Here is a 14,186-nt window from a genome sequence, read left to right on the forward strand (position 1 = left end):
CCTCGGGCGGCAGCAGGACACACATCTCGTGAGCTTTGCGATCAGGCAGGCAACCCGGCCTTGAGCAGGCCGTCGCGGCAATGGGCGCGATCCTCGTCGCGCTTGTAGTGCAGGGTCACCAGGAACGTCTCCGCCGTGAAGTCGGAATTGGTCCGCAGCACCGCCTGCGCATGGGCGCCGGCGGCGGTGGCGTCGCCCATCCAGGCCAGCGCGGCGGCGAGGAAGGCGTGGTGGCTGTGGTCGGGCTTGGTGATGTGGCTGTAGGCCTCCACCGCCTCGGCGTAGCGCCGGGCGGTGTAGTGGGCCCGGCCGAGATGGCTCCAGAACCGCTCCGGATGATGCGGGTTGAGCCGCATCGCCTTGCGGATCCAGTCGATGCCTTCCTCCGGCCGGCCGAGCCAGGTCAGGATCTCACCCTGCTGCACCACGATCAGGTCGTAGTTCGGGTTCGAGGCGATCGCCCGTTCCTGGTGGTACATGGATTTGTCGAACTCGTGCCGCGCCAGGGCGACCGCGGCGAGGATGCGGTGGACATCGGCGTCGTTGTCGTCGAGGGCGATGGCGATCTCCAGCTCGCCGACCACGGCGTCCCAGGTGGCGTCGCGGTCGGCGCACCAGCCATTGACCCAGCTCTGGCCCAGCACGCAGGCCCGCCAGGCATGGGCATGGGCGTATTTCGGGTCGAGGACGACGGCGCGGTCGAGCATCGCCAGCGCCTGGCCATTGTCGTCGCGCGTCGACCGGTGGTGCAGGACCTTGCCGGCCAGCAGGCATTCATAGGCTTCCAGATTGTCCGTGGTCTTCCGCTTGGCCCGGTCGCGCGCCGCGGCCTCGACCCGGCCGGGCAGGGTGGCGGCGATGGCCGACGTGACCTCGTCCTGGATGGCGAAGATGTCGGCCAGGTCGCGGTCGTAGCGCTCGGCCCAGATGTGCCGGTCGGTCTCGGCGTCGATCAACTGCACCGTGACCCGCACCCGGCCGCCGGCCTTGCGCACGCTGCCCTCGACCACGTAGTGGACGCCGAATTCGCGGGCCACGTCCTGCACCTTCACCGCCTTGCCCTTGTGCACGAAGGCGGAGTTGCGGGAGATCACCAGCAGCTCGTGGAAGCGCGACAGCTCGGTGATGATGTCCTCGGTCAGGCCGTCGGCGAAGAACTCCTGCTCCGGCTCGCCGCTCATATTGGCGAAGGGCAGCACGACGATGGAGGGCTTGGTCGCGACGGGAGCGGCGGCGGCGATCTCGGACGGGGCGCCCGCCGCCGGCAGGTCGAGCCGGACCCGGTACACGCGGATCGGCCGGGAGATGTTCTTGACCGCCTGCTCGCCGAGATCCTCGAAGCCGAAGTCGAGCCGGTCGCCGACCTGGTCGCGCACCGCGCCCGACACGCAGATCCCGCCCGGCTCCGCCAGCGCCTCCAGCCGCGCCGCGACGTTGACGCCGTCGCCGAACAGGTCGCCGTCCTCGACGATCACATCGCCGAGATTGATGCCGATGCGGAACTGGATCCAGCGCGCCGGCGAGACGTCGCTGTTGCGCCGGGCCATGCGGCGCTGGATCTCCGCGGCGCAGGTCAGCGCGTCGACGATGCTGGCGAACTCGACCAGCAGCCCGTCGCCGGTGGTCTTGACGATGCTGCCGCGGGCCTTGGCGATCGCCGGGTCGATCAGCTCGATCCGATGGGTCTTCAGCCGCGCAAGCGTGCCGGACTCGTCGGCCTCCATCAGCCGGCTATAGCCCACCATGTCCGCTGCCAGGATCGCCGCCAGCCTGCGCTGGACGTCCGGCCGTTCCATGGGCTCGTCCTTGCCCTGAAAGATGCAATTTTAGCAAACCCTGGGCGGGGCGACAAACGATGTCGGCCGCTCATGCGCGGCGCCGCCGCTCGCCCCGCTTCGGGGTGGCCTCGGCGATCATCTCGGCGGCGGCCTCCTCCAGCATCTTGTCGATGGCGCCGTCGGCGATGCTGACCCGGCCGATCTCCAGCAGCACCGGAACGGCCAAAGGCGAGATGCGGTCGAGTGCGCGCAGCGTCAGCTTGCGCCGGGCGCGCTTCAGCAGCAGGGTGACGCGGCCGAGGTCGACCAGGCCGCGGGCCGCGTCGGCGCGGGTGGCGCGCAGCAGCACATGGTCGGGCTGGTGCCGGCGCAGCACGTCGTAGATCAGGTCGGCGCTGACCGTGACCTGGCGGCCGGTCTTGCGCTCGCCGGGCATGCGGCGCTCGATCAGCCCGGCGATCACGGCGACGTTGCGGAAGGTGCGGCGCAGCAGGCTGGATTCGCTCATCCAGGCCTCCAGGTCGTCGCCCAGCATGTCCTCGTCGAACAGCGGCGCCGGGTCGGTCACCGGTTCCAGGCTCCAGGTCGCCAGCACATAGTCGGTGGCGACGAAGCCGATCGGCCCCAGCCCGGCGCGCTCCATCCGCTTGGTGATGAGCATGCCGAGCGTCTGGTGCGCCTGCCTTCCTTCGAAGCAGTAGGCCACCATGTAGTGCCGGCCGCCGCGCGGGAAGGTCTCGATCATCAGCTCGCCCGGGCCGGGCAGGCCGGAGCGGTCGCGCTGCAGCTCCAGCCATTCGCGCGCGTCGTCCGGCAGCCCGGCCCAGTGGGCGGGGGTGGACAGCAGGCGCCGCACCCGGTCGGCCAGATGGGTGGTCAGCGGCATCCGGCCGCCGGCATAGGCCGGCACCTTGGGCTCGCCGCTGGCGGCGCGGCTGCAGATCACGCTCATCTCGCGGATGCCCTCGAAGCGCAGCAGCTGCCCCGCGAACATGAAGGTGTCGCCGGGCAGCAGACCCTGGGCGAAGTACTCCTCGACCTCGCCGAGCACCTTGCCGAAGCCGCCGGAGAGCCGGACCTTCAGCATCTCCTCCTCGACGATGGTGCCGACATTCATCCGGTACTGCCGGGCGACCACGGCGCTGGCCACCTTCCAGCGGCCCTCGGCATCCTGCTTCAGCCGGTGGAAGCGGTCGTAGTTGCGCAGCGCGTAGCCGCCATGGGCGACGAAATCCAGCACGTCGTCGAAGTCGCGGCGGGTCAGGCCGGCATAGGGTGCGGCGCGACGCAGCTCGGCATACATGGCGCGGGCGTCGAAGGCGGCGGAGCAGGCGCAGCCCAGCAGATGCTGCGCCAGCGTGTCGAACGTGCCGGGGGCGGGCGGGTCGCCGTCCAGCGTCATCGCGTCGATCGCGTCGGAGGCGGCGCGGCATTCCAGTACCTCGAATCGGTTGGCGGGGACCAGCACCGCGACCGATGGCGCGTCGAAGCGGTGGTTCGACCGGCCGATGCGCTGCAGCAGGCGGCTCGCCCCCTTCGGCGCGCCGATCTGGATCACCAGGTCGACCGCGGCCCAGTCGATGCCGAGATCGAGCGAGGAGGTGGCGACCACGGCGCGCAGCTCGCCCCGCGCCATCGCCGCCTCGACCTTGCGGCGCTGCTCCGCCGCCAGGCTGCCGTGGTGCAGCGCGATCGGCAGCACCTCGTCGTTGAGCCGCCACAGCGCCTGGAACACCAGCTCCGCCTGCGCCCTTGTGTTGACGAAGAGCAGCGTGGTGCCGGCCTTGCGGATGCGGTCGTAGAGGTCGCGGGCGGCATAGGTGCCCATATGGCCGGCCCAGGGCAGGCGGCTCTCGGTCTCCATGATCTCGACGATCGGCTTGATCCCCGGCGGGCCGCGCACCGTGCGCACCAGGGCCGGGTCGGCATGGCCGGTCGGCGACAGCCAGGCGACCAGCGCGTCGGGATGCGCCACCGTGGCCGACAGCCCGATCCGGCGGGCCGCCGGCGCGAGGGTGGCGAGGCGGGCGAGGCCGAGCGCCAGCAGGTCGCCGCGCTTGGTGCCGGCCAAAGCGTGCAGCTCGTCGACGATGACGCAGCGCAGGGCCTCGAAGATGCGGTCGGCGTCGCCATAGGACAGCAGCAGCGCCAGGCTCTCCGGCGTCGTCATCAGGATCTGCGGCGCGTGGCGGCGCTGGCGCTCGCGCTTGATCTGCGGTGTGTCGCCGGTGCGGGTCTCGGCCCGGATCGGCAGCCGCATCTCGGCGATCGGCTGCTCCAGGTTGCGGTGGATGTCGACCGCCAGCGCCTTGAGCGGCGAGATGTAGAGCGTGTGCAGCCCCTCGCGCGGCCGCTCCGCCAGCTCGGTCAGCGTCGGCAGGAAGCCGGCCAGGGTCTTGCCGCCGCCGGTCGGGGCGATCAGCAGGGCGTGGGTGCCGTCGCGCGCCGCCTGCAGCATCTCCCGCTGGTGCGGATGCGGCGTCCAGCCCTTGTGCCGGAACCAGCCCTCGAAGGCCGGCGGCAGCAGCGGTTCGGTCTCCGCCAAGGCGGTCATGGGTGCTTCGTTTCGAAGGATGCGTCCGACCAGATCAGCCCAGGACCGGCCCGAACGCAACTGTTGTGTGTTTGTTCTCGTCAACCGGCGCTTCGTGGCGGTGCATCGCGTGCCGACCGGCGGCCGGCGCCGGCCCGCGCTCGGCCTGTCCTGATGGTCGCATCCCTTTGCGCCGGCTGCCCGGCCGGCGCATAAGGGGCGGCGACAAGAGCGGAGGATGCGATGCGTGCGGATGGACCGATCGGGCTGATGGCGGCGATCCCGCAGGAGCTGGCGGCGCATGACGATCTGGTGGTGCGCACCGAGCGCGAGATCGCCGGCTGCCGCTTCCGTCTCGGCCGGCTCGGCACCCGCGACCTGGTGGCGGTCGAGGCCGGCATCGGCAAGAGCCACGCCGCCATGGTCGCGACCCTGCTGCTCCAGGAGTTCAAGTGCAGCTCGTTGCTGTTCTCCGGCGTCGCCGGCGGCCTCGACCCGGACCTCGCCATCGGCGACGTGGTGGTGGCCGACCGGCTGGTGATGCACGATTACGGCGCCCGGATCGGCGGCCGGCTGAAGCCCTACCAGCCCGGCGTGCCGCCGCTGCCCGGTTTCCCGGAGGAGACCGGCTACAGCCTGGAACAAAACCTCAGAGAAAAGATCAGGGACGCAATCGAAGGCCTTGATATCGGCGGATTCGGCGCCACGGCAACCGGCGGCGAGCCGCACCGGTCCCGGCTGATCTTCGGTACCATCCTGACCGGCGACATCTTTCTCAACGACGCGCAGGAGCGCGAGCGGCTGCACCGCGAGTTCGGCGGCGTCGCCATCGAGATGGAGGGCGCGGCGGTGGCGGCGGTGGCCGAGCGCTTCGGCGTGCCGGTGGTGGTGGTGCGGGCGCTCAGCGACCTCGCCGGCAGCGAGAGCCACATGGATTTCCCCGCCTTCCTCGACGCCGCCGCCGGCATCGCCGCCCGCGTGGTCGGGCGGATCTCGACGGTGCTGTAGCCGCCGGTCATAGATCCATCAGCCGTTGCGTCAGGTCGCGGACCAAGCCGGTGAACCCCGGATCATCCGGCCCGGCGGCCTGGTCGAGATAGCCGGTGACGGCGGACTGGGCCTGACCGTCCAGGCAGGTCGCGGCGCGCACCACGATCGGCCCCCGGCCCGGCTCGGTGGCGACGGGACCGCCGCTGCACAGTGCGTCCGGCAGCAGGCCATGGGCCGGGTTGAAGACCAGGGAATAGTTGGGCATGCGCGCCGGGCCGGATTCGGCCGTGGGCGCCGCGACGGGTACGAAGCGGGTGCGCCCGCCGCCGAAAGCCTGGGTCATGATGCGGGTCACCGCATCGGCGAAGCCCGGCGTCGTGAATGGATTGCCCTGCACCGAGACAGGCTGCTCCGCCCTGCCCGAGGCGACGGTGAACGGCACCCGCGAGACCGGATCGATCTCGTCCGACACCACGCGCGGCACCGCGGCGAAGGCGGGCAGGGCACCGCCGGCCAGGGCGAGGGCGGCGGCCGCCAGAATCCGGGCCGGCCGCTGCGGACGAAGCGAGGAGAACGGGAAGCGGGTCATGGCGATTGTCCATGGGTTGCTGTGGAGACGAGTGCCTTATGGACCCCGCCGGCCCCGGGCTTATTCCGGCCCGCCGCATGAAGTCTTTGTCATCTCCGCCGCCGTGATTTCGACTCCTCTAACCTTCTTGATGGTTATAGTGTCAGGCAGGGTGGGCCAGACGGCCCCGAGGCAACAGCCAGGAGGAACGCCATGACGTCGGGTCTCTTGCTCACCACCTTCGCGCTCGGCATCGCCCTGTCCCTCGGGGCCGCGGCGGCGACGCCGGAAGAGGACCTGGCCTCGGCCAGGCCGGAGATCGACAAGGCCAATGCCGACTGGGTGCCGGCGCTGCAGGCGGGCGACGTCGAGAAGGCGGCCGAGCCCTTCGCCAACGACGCCATGTTCATCCTCGGCAACGGCAAGACCTACACCGGCCGGGCCGCGATCGAGGCCTTCCTCAAGGAGCGCATGACGCCCGGCACCAAGATCACCGGCGGCACCATCCAGCAGGACGGGATCCAGGTCATCCGCGACGGTCTGATCTACGAATGGGGCCATGGCGGCACCACCAAGGTCGACGCCAAGGGGCAGAGCCAGACCTCCTCGGGCCTCTATTTGACGGTATGGCAGCGCGGCGCGTCCGGGCACTGGCAGATCATCCGCAATCTGAACTTCTGACGAGTTCAGGGGCTCGACAGCCGCGCTGCGGGTGACAACATCATGGCTGGAGCCGTCGGCCCGCTCGGGGCCGGCGCGGAGGAGGCCATGGACGCAGCGATCATCGAGGACTATGCCCAGAAGCTCCGGGCCGCCGGCGCGGGGGCGACGCTGGTGCTGTTCACCCGCGGCGGGCACGAGCTTCCGGCCCAAGACGTCCGGACCGTGCGCGATCTCGTCTACCTGACCCATGATGGCAGCGAGACCGTCATCCTGCGGTCGGAGATCGTCGCCATCCGGTTCAGCGGCGCCAAGGCTGGGGCGTCGAAGGTGGGATTCTAACCGGCAAGAGCGCATGCCCGTCAGGCCGGTCTGGCGGATCGTATCGGGGCCGACTATCGTCCGTCAGGCTCCGGTTCCGGAGCCTTCTGTCCTGCCGAGGCCGCGCCGCATTTCAAGGCCCCGTGCTGCTTGTCGAGGGGGATCATGCGCAATCTGGCATTGGTGGCTCTGTGCCTGTTCGCGGCGGGCTGCGCGCCCAAGGTGATCAAGCCGCAGGCGCCATTCGTCGAATCCGAATACGCGGCCTATCGCGGCAGCGGCACGGGCACCATCGAGGGGCAGGGCTTCCTGCGCCAGGATGGCGGCGGCGTCGTCACCTGCGCCGGGTCTGAAGTCTGGGCCGCGCCGGCGACCGCCTATACCCGCGAGATGACCGGGATCTTCGAGGCCGGATGGAACCCGATCGTGGGTGGCCTTGCCGTGATCGACAATCCGAACCAGGGCCGGCTGTTTCGGGAGGGCATCGAGCGCGAGACGCAGTGCGATGCCCAGGGCAATTTCGTGTTCCGGAATCTTCCCGCGGGCCAGTGGATCGTCTCGACCGCGGTGACCTGGCGGGTCGGGTATGACGCTCAGGGCGGCTATGTCCGTCAGGAGACCGCTCTCGCCGATGGACAGACCGTGAGGGTTCTGCTCACCCGGTGATGGGCTGCCGTGGGTGGTGGTTCGGTCCGCCTGCGGCTTGATCCGGTGCCACGGATCGCCCAGCTATCGAATCTCCGGAACCGCGAGATCACCCATGGATTACGAACCCCGGCTGCGCAACCACGGCCTGCCGCACGACCCGTTCAAGGCCCTGGTGGTGCCGCGGCCGATCGGCTGGATCAGCACGGTCAGCCGCGACGGGGTGGTCAACCTGGCGCCCTACAGCTTCTTCAACGCCGTGGCCGACCGGCCGCCGATGGTGATGTTCGCGCCGAGCGGGCCGAAGGATTCCCAAGCCAACGCCGAGGCGACCGGCGAGTTCGTGGCCAGCCTCGCCACCTGGGACCTGCGCGAGCAGATGAACACCACCTCAGCCTCGGTCGGGCCGGAGGTCAGCGAGCCCGAGCTGGCCGGGCTGGTGATGGCGCCGTCGCGGCTGGTCAAGCCGCCACGTGTGGCGGCTGCCGCCGCGGCGCTGGAATGCCGCTGGGTCAAGTCGGTGCCGCTGACCACCGCGGCGGGCGAGACGGTGCCGGGCGCCATCGTCATCGGCGAGGTGGTGTCGATCCATATCGACGAGTCGGTGATCGTCGACGGCCGCATCGACCTGTCGTCGCGGCGCGCGATCTCGCGGCTCGGCTACATGGATTACGGCGTGCTCGACACCGTGTTCAGCATGCAGCGCCCGCGCTGACCGCCTCAGACCGACCCCGCCGGCTGCCATCCATGCTATCGTTCCCGCAAGCTGCCGGGGAACCCGTCGCGCTGTCGTACCGTTCCGTTTGCCGGGACGCCTGCCAAAGCGCGGCGGTGGTCGAGAGGGAAGGGGGAACAGCATGGGTTTGCGCACCGGGGTCTGGTGGTGTTCGGTTTCGGCCGCAATCGGCGTCACGCTGCTTCCGGCCGGGGGACGGGCGCAGGAGGCACCGGCCGAACCGGATCGGCCGGCGGTCGTGACCTCGACGCCGCAGGCGCCGCGGCCGCTGAAGGAGGATCCGGGGGCCTTCATCGGCTTCAGCCTGGAGAACGACGTCTTCGCCAACACCGACCGCGGCTACACCAACGGCTTCCGCTTCGCCTTCACCAGCTCGGAGACCTGGACGCCGGACTGGCTCGCGACTGCGGCGCGCACCTTCCCTCTATTCCCCGACAGCGCGCCGATCCGGTCGACCCTGTCCTTCGGCCAAAGTCTGTACACGCCGAAGGACATCTCGCGGCGCGACCCGGACCCGAACGACCGGCCCTACGCGGCTTGGCTCTATGGCGGCGCCGCGGTCCTGGCCGATTCCGGCAACCGGCTCGACCGGCTCGAACTGCAGATCGGCGTCGTCGGCCCCTATGCCATCGGCGAGCAGGTGCAGAACACGGTGCACAGCATCATCGATTCGCGGAAGGCGCGCGGCTGGGACCACCAGCTGCACAACGAGCCCGGCGTGATCCTGAGCTACGAGCGCACCTGGCGTGGACTTTGGACCGCCGCGCCGTTCGGCATCGGCTTCGACCTGTCGCCCCATGTCGGCGCCAGCCTCGGCAACGTACTGACCCAGGCCTCGGCCGGCGCCACGGCGCGGCTCGGCTTCCGTCTGCCCGACGATTACGGGCCACCGCGGATCCGGCCGAGCGTGCCGGGATCGGACTTCTTCATCCCGACCAGCGGCTTCAGCTGGTACCTATTCGCCAGCGTCGAGGGCCGGGCCGTGGCCCGCAACATCTTCCTCGACGGCAACACCTTCGAGGACAGCCCGCACGTCACCAAGAACCCGCTGGTCGGCGACCTGCAGCTCGGCCTCGCGGTCCAGATCGACGACCTCCGTATCGCCTACACCCATGTGTATCGGACGCAGGAGTTCGAGGAGCAGCACAACCATTTCACCCAGTACGGAGCCTTCACCCTGTCCTGGCGGTTCTAGGATCGTGCGACCACGGGGCAGGCCGGCTGCCTGGCGTCGCGCCAGGCGGGGACCAGCGCGGCCGCGACCAGCGCCGCGGTGAGGGCGAAGGCCGCCGCATAGCCGGTGCACGCCGCCAGCAGGCCGAAGGCGACCGCGCCCAGGCCGTAGCCGGCGTCATAGGCCAGGTTCCAGAGGGCGCTGGCGGTGTCGTAGCCGGTGGCCGGCACCCGGTCGAACATCAGCGACAGGCTGGCGTTCTGGGCGACGCCGAAGCCGGCACCGAACACCAGCATGCCCGGCAGCACCGCGGCTGCGGCGTCGCCCAGGACCAGGGTGGCGATGCCGGCCGAGGCGGTGGCGACGCCCAGGACCAGCAGCCTCGCCTGGCCGACGCGGTCCCCGAAGCGGCCGGCCAGCCAGCGGGCCACGGTCGCGGTCACCGCCTGGGCCAGCAGGGCCAGGGCGACGAGGTCGCCGGAAGCCGAGGACAGGGCCAGCGGCAGGAAGGTGGTGACGATGCCGGCCGCCATCGCGACCGCCAGGAACACCAGGGCCGGCCGAACCAGGGCGGGCATGCGCAGCCCGGCCAGCAGGCCCATCGCCGCGGCCGGCGCCGCGGCCCGGCCCGGCAGGCCGGGCATCACGGCGAGGCCGGCCAGCGCGACCGCGGCGCCGGCGGCGAACACCGGCGCGAAGCCGACATGGCCGGCCAGCCAGACGCCGAGCGGCAGGGCCACCAGCGCCGGCACGGTGGCGGCGATGCCGAACAGGGCCAGCCCCTCGCCGCGGCGTTCGGGCGGGACCAGCACGGCCACCAGCGCGCCGCCGGCCACGACCACGACGGCGAGGCCGCAGCCGCGGAGCAGGCAGACGGCCACGATCGCCGCCATGCCGCCGCCGGCCGTCAGCAGCAGCGCCGACGCGCCGAGCAGCACCAGCCCGGCGGTGAACAGCAGCCGGTAGCCGAAGCGGGCGGTCAGGGCCGGCATGGCCAGCTCGACCGCCACCGTGGCGGCCATCAGCGTGCCGGTCACCAGCCCGGCGCCGGCATCCCCGGCCCCTGCCGCGGCGGCGTAGAGCGGCACCACCGAGAACAGCAGGTAGAAGCCGGTCATCGCCGCGAAGCTGCCGGCCAGGACCGGCCACAGGGCCCGGACCACGCTGGGGGAGTGCGCCGGGAGTGCGGAGCACGGATCGGCCAGGATCGCCTGGGACATGATCGCACCTTCGGTCCAGGGGATGGGGCGGATGGCGGAGAGACGGATCAGGCGACGGGCTGGACCAGGTTGACCAGGTTGCCGCAGCCATCCTCGAACACGACCGAGAGGACCGGCCCCAGGGCCTGCGGCTCGCCATGCACGGTGACGCCCGCCGCCAGCAGGCGGCGATGCTCGGCCGCGATGTCGGCGGTGAACAGCGCCAGGGCCGGGATGCCGGCATCGAACCGGGCCTTCTGGTAGACCTGCGACGCCGGAAAATCCGTCCGCTCCAGCACCAGCTCGACGCCCTCGACGCCATCCGGGGACGCGACGGTCAGCCACCGCATCGGGCCGATCGGCAGGTCGGTCGCGGTGACGAAGCCCAGCACGCCGGTATAGAAGCGCAGCGCCTTGTCCTGGTCGTCGACCATCACGCTGGCGAGCTTGATCTGCATCGGTGCCTCCCGTCATGGATTGATCGGGATGGAGGCTAGTGCCAGACTGGACAGCGAGACAGTTCCAGTCATGGGTCGACTTTGTTGACCAGTTCGCCGATCGACATCCTGGTTTCGGTGACGCGCGACGGGCCGCGCACCCTGGGCGGGCAGATCGAGGACCAGATCCGCGACGCCGTCCGCGCCGGCCGGCTGCGGCCCGGCGCGCCGGTCCCGTCGACCCGGGACCTGGCGCAGCAGCTCGGTATCTCCCGGCCGCTGGTGGTGGAGGCCTATGCCCAGCTCGCGGCGGAAGGATATCTGAGCCTGCGGCAGGGGGCCCGGCCGCGGGTCTCGGCCTTCGCCGCCTCCGGCACGGCCGCGGCGATCGAGCCCGCCGCGCCGGAAGCGCCGCCGCGCTATGACTTCCGGCCGGCCGTCCCCGACCTGGCCAGCTTTCCCCGCGGGCCCTGGCTGAAGGCCTGCCGCGACGCCCTGGCCGCCATGGCGGGCGACGATTTCGGCTATGGCAGCCTGCACGGCATCGCGGCGTTGCGGCAGGCGCTGGCGGAGTATCTCGGCCGGGTGCGCGGGGTCGCCGCCGATCCCGAACGGGTGATGGTGACCAGCGGCTTCACCCAGGCCCGCGGCCTGCCGCCGACGCTGCTGCTGGGCTATGCCCGCCATTCGGAATCGGTGATCCGGGCGGGGGTGCGCGCCCTGGCCGCCGCGGTCCGCGCCGCCCGGTCAGGCGGCTGACAGAATGGCCAGCGCCTTGGCGATGCGGGCCCCGACCCGGGCGTTGTTCTCCACCAGCGCGATGTTGGCGATCAGGCTGCGGCCCTCGGTCAGGGCGACGATCCGGGCCAGCAGATAGGGCGTCACCGCCTTGCCGGCGATGCCCTCGCGGTCGGCGTCGGCCAGGGCGCTGGCGATGGCGGCGTCGATCTCCGCCTCCGGCAGGGCATGCGCTTCCGGGATCGGGTTGGCGATCACCGCCCCAGCCGGGAACCCCAGCGCCGCCTGGGCGGCCAGCACGGCGGCCACCTCCTCCGGCGTGTCGCGGCGCAGCGCCAGCGCAAGGCCGCTCGACCGGCAGAAGAAGGCGGGCAGGGTGTCGGTGCCGTAGCCGATCACCGGCACGCCGCGGGTCTCCAGATATTCCAGCGTCTTCGCCAGGTCGAGGATCGACTTGGCGCCGGCGCAGACCACCGCCACCGGGGTGCGCGCCAGCTCCTCCAGGTCGGCGGAGATGTCGAGGCTGGTCTCGGCGCCGCGATGCACGCCGCCGATGCCGCCGGTGGCGAACACCCGGATGCCGGCGAGATGGGCCGCGATCATGGTCGCCGCCACGGTGGTGGCGCCGAGTCCGCCCGAGGCCAGGATCGCGCCCATGTCGCGGCGCGACAGCTTGGCCACGTCCCTGGCCGTTGCCAGCCGCTCGAGCAGCGCGTCGTCGAGGCCGACATGGATGCCGCCGTCGGCCACCGCGATCGTCGCCGGCACCGCGCCCTCCTCGCGGATGATCGCCTCGACCCGGCGCGCCATCTCCAGGTTCTGCGGATAGGGCATGCCGTGCGAGATGATGGTGCTCTCCAGCGCCACCACCGGGCGTCCGGCGGCCAGGGCGGCGGAGACCTCGGGGGCGATCGACAGCAGGCTGTTCATCGGGATCCTCACGCGACAATCAGGGCGCGCCGGCGCAGCGCGTCGGCGGTCAGGGTTGCGGGCACGGCGGTCGGAGCCTCCAGCGCCAGCGCCGCGGCGGCACGGCCGAGCCTGGCCGCCTCGACCAGCGGCAGGCCGGTGACCAGGCCGTAGAGCGTGCCGGCCACGGCGGCGTCGCCGGCGCCGGTGACATCGACGATCCCGGCCGGGCAGGCGGCAACCGTGGCCTCGCCCGCGGCATCGGCGATCAGGGCACCGGCGTCGCCGCGGTTCAGCACGACTCGGCCGACGCCTTCGGCCCGCAGCCGGCGCAGCGCGTCCCAGGCCGTCGCTTCGTCGGTGACCGGCTGGCCGGTGATCGCCTCGGCCTCGTCGCGGTTGAGGCACAGCAGGTCGATGCGGCCCAGCAGGCCGCGCAGCTTCTCGGATTTCGGCGAGGACACGGCGTCGACCGCCACCAGCGCCGGCCGGCCCGGATGCGACAGCACGGCGGCCAGCCCCTCGGCCGGCAGGTTGGCGTCGACGAACCACGCGGAAGCCGGCCGCGCCGCCGCCAGGGCCGGGGCCAGAACCTCCGGCCCGATCTCGTCATAGATGCCCATATCGGCGATCGCGACCGCCATCTCGCCGCCCGGCTCCAGCACCGCGGTGTAGCTGGCGGTGCCGCTGGTCTGCGACCGGCCGACCAGGGACAGGTCGAGGCCCAGCCGCGCCATCTCCGCCAGGATCCGTTCAGCCGACGGGTCGTGTCCCATGCGGCTGACCAGGCCGACCGGCAGGCCCAGCCGGGCCAGGGTCTCGGCCACGTTGCGGGCGACGCCGCCCAGGCTGGTGCGGATCGTCACCGGGTTCGAGGTGCCGAGGCGCACGGCGCGATGGGCGCGGGCCTGGCGGTCGATATGGGCGGCGCCGAAGCACCAGACGGGCAGGGACATGCGGGCTCTTCTCAGGATCGCGCACCCTGCGTCGGCCGCCGGCGAAAGGCAAGATCCGGGGTTGCGCGGCGCCGCCGCAGCCGGCAGCATCCCGGCCATGCGACGCCTCGTCCTCCTGATCGCCCTGCTGTTCGGTCTGGCCGGCCCCGCCCTGGCCCAGGACCAGGCGGCGCCGGCCGGCACCTATCGCGGCCAAGTCACCTCCGGCGGCGTGCTGGCCCCGTCGATGCTGACCTTCCTGCCGGAGAAGCGCGGCGGCTGCTACCACGTGATCGACTCCACCGCCGGCCCTTATGACGGCCAGCTCAGCGACGGCGAATCCCTGGGCGGCGGCCTCTACCGCTTCACCTGGAACGACAAGTTCGGCACGGGCACCGTGACCTTCGCCTTCCTGGACGGCGGGTCCGGGTTCAGCGGCAAATGGTACTTCGCCGACCAGTTCGCCGGCGTCTGGATGGCCAAGCGGGCCGAAGGCGACGACCTTCCATGCAAGCCGATCCCGGTGGCGTCACTGGACTGAGGCAGCATTTGGCGTCGTCTCG

The 14,186-nt window shown here is 71.5% G+C and carries 15 protein-coding genes; 8 read left to right on the forward strand and 7 right to left on the reverse strand.

The genetic code is table 11. From position 1 onward, the window contains the following. Positions 1 to 41 precede the first annotated feature (41 nt). On the reverse strand, positions 42 to 1,796 hold the full coding sequence (locus ACTOWL_RS07445) for an adenylate/guanylate cyclase domain-containing protein (protein ID WP_441320567.1): 1,755 nt from the start codon (positions 1,794 to 1,796) through the stop codon (positions 42 to 44). A gap of 70 nt (positions 1,797 to 1,866) precedes the next feature. Next, positions 1,867 to 4,332 (reverse strand): ligase-associated DNA damage response DEXH box helicase, encoded by a 2,466-nt coding sequence (locus ACTOWL_RS07450; protein WP_441320568.1) that lies wholly within the window; start codon positions 4,330 to 4,332, stop codon positions 1,867 to 1,869. Between the two features lie 222 nt (positions 4,333 to 4,554). Here ACTOWL_RS07450 and ACTOWL_RS07455 point away from each other — a divergent pair, with 222 nt between their 5' ends. Beyond that, positions 4,555 to 5,319 carry a 5'-methylthioadenosine/adenosylhomocysteine nucleosidase gene (locus tag ACTOWL_RS07455; protein ID WP_441320569.1) on the forward strand — a complete coding sequence of 255 codons (765 nt, stop codon included), beginning with the start codon at positions 4,555 to 4,557 and terminating at the stop codon, positions 5,317 to 5,319. A 7-nt stretch (positions 5,320 to 5,326) separates the two neighbouring features. Here the strand turns inward: ACTOWL_RS07455 and ACTOWL_RS07460 are convergent, their stop codons facing one another. Then, the gene (locus ACTOWL_RS07460) at positions 5,327 to 5,890 is read right to left on the reverse strand and encodes a hypothetical protein (protein WP_441320570.1); all 564 of its coding nucleotides are present in this window, start codon (positions 5,888 to 5,890) and stop codon (positions 5,327 to 5,329) included. Between the two features lie 192 nt (positions 5,891 to 6,082). Between ACTOWL_RS07460 and ACTOWL_RS07465 the strand changes: the two genes are divergently transcribed. The 5 genes from ACTOWL_RS07465 (at position 6,083) to ACTOWL_RS07485 (ending at position 9,426) form a co-directional block, all read left to right on the forward strand. Further along, a complete protein-coding gene (locus ACTOWL_RS07465; protein WP_441320571.1) occupies positions 6,083 to 6,550 on the forward strand; it encodes a YybH family protein in 468 nt (155 codons plus the stop codon). Between the two features lie 87 nt (positions 6,551 to 6,637). Beyond that, complete coding sequence (locus ACTOWL_RS07470; RefSeq protein ID WP_441320572.1) at positions 6,638 to 6,871, forward strand: hypothetical protein; 234 nt, start codon at positions 6,638 to 6,640, stop codon at positions 6,869 to 6,871. A gap of 144 nt (positions 6,872 to 7,015) precedes the next feature. After that, positions 7,016 to 7,516, forward strand: a complete 501-nt coding sequence (locus ACTOWL_RS07475) for a hypothetical protein (protein ID WP_441320573.1) — start codon at positions 7,016 to 7,018, stop codon at positions 7,514 to 7,516. Between the two features lie 94 nt (positions 7,517 to 7,610). Then, positions 7,611 to 8,210, forward strand: coding sequence for a flavin reductase family protein (locus ACTOWL_RS07480; protein ID WP_441320574.1), 600 nt, complete (start codon positions 7,611 to 7,613; stop codon positions 8,208 to 8,210). Positions 8,211 to 8,352: 142 nt separating this feature from the next. Further along, positions 8,353 to 9,426 carry a lipid A deacylase LpxR family protein gene (locus ACTOWL_RS07485; RefSeq protein ID WP_441320575.1) on the forward strand — a complete coding sequence of 358 codons (1,074 nt, stop codon included), beginning with the start codon at positions 8,353 to 8,355 and terminating at the stop codon, positions 9,424 to 9,426. On the opposite strand, the gene ACTOWL_RS07490 is transcribed toward ACTOWL_RS07485, so the two are convergent. Continuing rightward, on the reverse strand, positions 9,423 to 10,625 hold the full coding sequence (locus ACTOWL_RS07490) for an MFS transporter (protein ID WP_441320576.1): 1,203 nt from the start codon (positions 10,623 to 10,625) through the stop codon (positions 9,423 to 9,425). The genes ACTOWL_RS07485 and ACTOWL_RS07490 overlap by 4 nt on opposite strands. 47 nt (positions 10,626 to 10,672) lie before the next feature. Further along, positions 10,673 to 11,062 carry a VOC family protein gene (locus ACTOWL_RS07495; protein ID WP_441320577.1) on the reverse strand — a complete coding sequence of 130 codons (390 nt, stop codon included), beginning with the start codon at positions 11,060 to 11,062 and terminating at the stop codon, positions 10,673 to 10,675. 84 nt (positions 11,063 to 11,146) lie between these two features. Between ACTOWL_RS07495 and ACTOWL_RS07500 the strand changes: the two genes are divergently transcribed. Then, complete coding sequence (locus tag ACTOWL_RS07500; protein ID WP_441320578.1) at positions 11,147 to 11,800, forward strand: aminotransferase class I/II-fold pyridoxal phosphate-dependent enzyme; 654 nt, start codon at positions 11,147 to 11,149, stop codon at positions 11,798 to 11,800. Here ACTOWL_RS07500 and ACTOWL_RS07505 read toward each other — a convergent pair. Then, positions 11,789 to 12,709, reverse strand: a complete 921-nt coding sequence (locus ACTOWL_RS07505; RefSeq protein WP_441320579.1) for a pseudouridine-5'-phosphate glycosidase — start codon at positions 12,707 to 12,709, stop codon at positions 11,789 to 11,791. The two genes, ACTOWL_RS07500 and ACTOWL_RS07505, sit on opposite strands and share 12 nt — an antisense overlap. An 8-nt stretch (positions 12,710 to 12,717) precedes the next feature. Beyond that, the gene (locus tag ACTOWL_RS07510; protein WP_441320580.1) at positions 12,718 to 13,644 is read right to left on the reverse strand and encodes a carbohydrate kinase family protein; all 927 of its coding nucleotides are present in this window, start codon (positions 13,642 to 13,644) and stop codon (positions 12,718 to 12,720) included. Between the two features lie 97 nt (positions 13,645 to 13,741). Here ACTOWL_RS07510 and ACTOWL_RS07515 point away from each other — a divergent pair, with 97 nt between their 5' ends. Continuing rightward, complete coding sequence (locus ACTOWL_RS07515; RefSeq protein WP_441320581.1) at positions 13,742 to 14,164, forward strand: hypothetical protein; 423 nt, start codon at positions 13,742 to 13,744, stop codon at positions 14,162 to 14,164. Positions 14,165 to 14,186 lie beyond the last annotated feature (22 nt).

This window comes from Inquilinus sp. CA228 (assembly GCF_052078665.1).
GTDB lineage: Bacteria > Pseudomonadota > Alphaproteobacteria > DSM-16000 > Inquilinaceae > Inquilinus.

What these genes read in the sequence shown, in the direction of transcription:
- ACTOWL_RS07445 (WP_441320567.1), bottom strand. Translation starts at nt 1,796, where the DNA reads ATGGAACGGCCGGACGTCCAGCGCAGGCTGGCGGCGATCCTGGCAGCG.
- ACTOWL_RS07450 (WP_441320568.1), bottom strand. Translation starts at nt 4,332, where the DNA reads ATGACCGCCTTGGCGGAGACCGAACCGCTGCTGCCGCCGGCCTTCGAG.
- ACTOWL_RS07455 (WP_441320569.1), top strand. Translation starts at nt 4,555, where the DNA reads ATGCGTGCGGATGGACCGATCGGGCTGATGGCGGCGATCCCGCAGGAG.
- ACTOWL_RS07460 (WP_441320570.1), bottom strand. Translation starts at nt 5,890, where the DNA reads ATGACCCGCTTCCCGTTCTCCTCGCTTCGTCCGCAGCGGCCGGCCCGG.
- ACTOWL_RS07465 (WP_441320571.1), top strand. Translation starts at nt 6,083, where the DNA reads ATGACGTCGGGTCTCTTGCTCACCACCTTCGCGCTCGGCATCGCCCTG.
- ACTOWL_RS07470 (WP_441320572.1), top strand. Translation starts at nt 6,638, where the DNA reads ATGGACGCAGCGATCATCGAGGACTATGCCCAGAAGCTCCGGGCCGCC.
- ACTOWL_RS07475 (WP_441320573.1), top strand. Translation starts at nt 7,016, where the DNA reads ATGCGCAATCTGGCATTGGTGGCTCTGTGCCTGTTCGCGGCGGGCTGC.
- ACTOWL_RS07480 (WP_441320574.1), top strand. Translation starts at nt 7,611, where the DNA reads ATGGATTACGAACCCCGGCTGCGCAACCACGGCCTGCCGCACGACCCG.
- ACTOWL_RS07485 (WP_441320575.1), top strand. Translation starts at nt 8,353, where the DNA reads ATGGGTTTGCGCACCGGGGTCTGGTGGTGTTCGGTTTCGGCCGCAATC.
- ACTOWL_RS07490 (WP_441320576.1), bottom strand. Translation starts at nt 10,625, where the DNA reads ATGTCCCAGGCGATCCTGGCCGATCCGTGCTCCGCACTCCCGGCGCAC.
- ACTOWL_RS07495 (WP_441320577.1), bottom strand. Translation starts at nt 11,062, where the DNA reads ATGCAGATCAAGCTCGCCAGCGTGATGGTCGACGACCAGGACAAGGCG.
- ACTOWL_RS07505 (WP_441320579.1), bottom strand. Translation starts at nt 12,709, where the DNA reads ATGAACAGCCTGCTGTCGATCGCCCCCGAGGTCTCCGCCGCCCTGGCC.
- ACTOWL_RS07510 (WP_441320580.1), bottom strand. Translation starts at nt 13,644, where the DNA reads ATGTCCCTGCCCGTCTGGTGCTTCGGCGCCGCCCATATCGACCGCCAG.
- ACTOWL_RS07515 (WP_441320581.1), top strand. Translation starts at nt 13,742, where the DNA reads ATGCGACGCCTCGTCCTCCTGATCGCCCTGCTGTTCGGTCTGGCCGGC.